The 2,661-nt window shown below is 49.9% G+C and carries 2 protein-coding genes; one reads left to right on the top strand and one right to left on the bottom strand.

The features are described 5' to 3' along the window. Nucleotides 1-264 precede the first annotated feature (264 nt). Nucleotides 265-495 carry an addiction module protein gene (locus IM479_RS17650; protein ID WP_002753232.1) on the bottom strand — a complete coding sequence of 77 codons (231 nt, stop codon included), beginning with the start codon at nucleotides 493-495 and terminating at the stop codon, nucleotides 265-267. A gap of 146 nt (nucleotides 496-641) precedes the next feature. Here IM479_RS17650 and IM479_RS17645 point away from each other — a divergent pair, with 146 nt between their 5' ends. Then, the gene (locus IM479_RS17645; RefSeq protein ID WP_287699516.1) at nucleotides 642-2,606 is read left to right on the top strand and encodes a tetratricopeptide repeat protein; all 1,965 of its coding nucleotides are present in this window, start codon (nucleotides 642-644) and stop codon (nucleotides 2,604-2,606) included. Nucleotides 2,607-2,661 lie beyond the last annotated feature (55 nt).

The following is a 2,661-nucleotide window of genomic DNA, read 5'->3' as shown; positions in this document are numbered from 1 at the left end:
TGTTCAACCTTATTTCCTAGAAAGTTTTACTCGTTCAAGGCCGAATTTGAAGTCTTTTCTGAACGAAACCCCCTACTATCTGTTGTCAAGGTTCAGTTTTTAGCTTGGTTATCGCTTTTTCCATTTTAGCTTAAAGCCGTCGTAAAACGACGGGGTTTTAACCCAAATTTTCGATAAATGCCTGTGCAACCTCAACCCGTTGCCCTGTATAGTATTGAACCGCTTCAGCATATTCAGTGAGAGCTTCAGGGTGAAATACATACCTCATGGCTCAATCAGTCGTCTAACTTGAGCCAGAGCTTCTTCCCCCGAAATTGGCTGCACAGAGCCATCCCGAACCTCGCCTCTTCGTCTTTTTGCTTCAGTTACCCAAACTGCCTGAATTGTTGAATCGGTATCGAATTCTAAGCTTTCTACCAACTTGTCTGCAAGCAGCGCCCTTGATACACTAGGTAAGGACAATATCTCTTCTGTCAGTTGCTCAATTGATCCCATAGCCCGTCGCAGAATAATAAACTCTAAGTATTATCATTCTATAGCAAAATCGACTATGTTAGTTCTTTTTTGATAAATCTTTAATTAATCTGCTATGGGCAGTGCGTTAAGCTATCGAAGAGCGCACCCTACTAATAAAAACAATCATGAACGAAGCAAGAATAGAAGCTTACTTAGCACTAATCCAGGCACTACTCCAGTGCGAAAATGGTCAAGAACCAGCGCTATTACAGGCTAACGCGGAATTACTTGATGCCGGCTTAGTCGCTGTGATGGGTCAGTATGCAGATTTTTTGCAACAGCAGGGAGAAGATAATAACGCGGGATGGTTGAGGAATGTGGCGCAACAGTTAGGACAATTTTTAGACGCGCCAAGGGATAATCAAAACCCCTACATCAGTTTTTTACAAACCCTAGTGCAAACTGTCCAGGAAAGTAACGGAAACCGCCAAGTAATTTATCCCCTGCTCGACAATAACCTCCATCTCTTAGATGAAAACTTGGTCAACCTCTTGCAAGCTTGGGGAAATTATACCAAGGAACAAGCCAGTCCAGAGGAAACCAACCAACTAGGAAGATTTTTCTATTCTCTTGCTTATGTTTTTTATGAGTTTCCTAGAGGTAATCCACGCATTAACCTAGACATCGCCATCTATGGATACGAATTTTGCGCCGCCACAACTCACCGCCAACCCGGATTAGAAAGGGATTTAGCCCAAACCCTGGCTAATCTGGGCGTAGCCTACAGGACCCAAGCCGAATTGGGTCAAGAGCCGGTAGCCAACCTAGAACGGGCGATCGCCAACCACACCGAAGCCGCCACCATCCGCCGCCAACCCGGATTAGAAAGGGAATTAGCCCAAACCCTGACTAATCTGGGCAATGCCTACAGCATCCAAGCCCAATTGGGTCAAGAGCCGGTAGCCAACCTAGAACGGGCGATCGCCAACTACACCGAAGCCGCCACTATCCGCCGCCAACCGGGATTAGAAAGGGAATTAGCCCAAACCCTGACTAATCTGGGCAATGCCTACAGCATCCAAGCCCAATTGGGTCAAGAGCCGGTAGCCAACCTAGAACGGGCGATCGCCAACTACACCGAAGCCGCCACCATCCGCCGCCAACCCGGATTAGAAAGGGATTTAGCCGCAACCCTGACTAATCTGGGCAATGCCTACAGCATCCAAGCCGAATTGGGTCAAGAGCCGGTAGCCAACCTAGAACGGGCGATCGCCAACTACACCGAAGCCGCCACCATCCGCCGCCAACCCGGATTAGAAAGGGATTTAGCCGGAACCCTGACTAATCTGGGCAATGCCTACAGCACCCAAGCCCAATTGGGTCAAGAGCCGGTAGCCAACCTAGAACGGGCGATCGCCAACTACACCGAAGCCGCCACTATCCGCCGCCAACCGGGATTAGAAAGGGAATTAGCCCAAACCCTGAATAATCTGGGCAATGCCTACAGCATCCAAGCCCAATTGGGTCAAGAGCCGGTAGCCAACCTAGAACGGGCGATCGCCAACTACACCGAAGCCGCCACCATCAGCCGCCAACCCGGATTAGAAAGGGATTTAGCCGCAACCCTGACTAATCTGGGCAATGCCTACAGCACCCAAGCCCAATTGGGTCAAGAGCCGGTAGCCAACCTAGAACGGGCGATCGCCAACTACACCGAAGCCGCCACCATCAGCCGCCAACCCGGATTAGAAAGGGATTTAGCCGCAACCCTCAATAATCTGGGCGCAGCCTACAGCACCCAAGCCCAATTGGGTCAAGAGCCGGTAGCCAACCTAGAACGGGCGATCGCCTTTTATCGAGAGGCACTTTCCTTTCTCAACCCCACTCTCTTACCGGCTGACACCCTCAGAACTGGACGGAACCTCGGCAACTTGGGCTTTAAGCAGGGCTGGTGGGACATTGCCTTAGAAGGCTACAGGGTTGCCGTGGAAGCCGTTGAACAAAGCCGCGCCTGGGCTACCAGCGAAGCCCTGCGCCAAGAAATTGTCCGCGAGTCTATCGGCGTTTATCGAAAATTTGGGTTAAAACCCCGTCCTTTGAGGACGGCTTTAAGCTACAATGGAAAAAGCGATAACCAAGCTAAAAACTGAACCTTGACAACAGATAGTAGGGGGTTTCGTTCAGAAAAGACTTCAAATTCGGCCT

This window comes from Microcystis sp. M165S2 (assembly GCF_020245885.1).
Classification (GTDB): domain Bacteria; phylum Cyanobacteriota; class Cyanobacteriia; order Cyanobacteriales; family Microcystaceae; genus Microcystis.
Note: the sequence above shows the minus strand (reverse complement) of the source record. Positions and strands in the feature narration are given on the sequence as shown.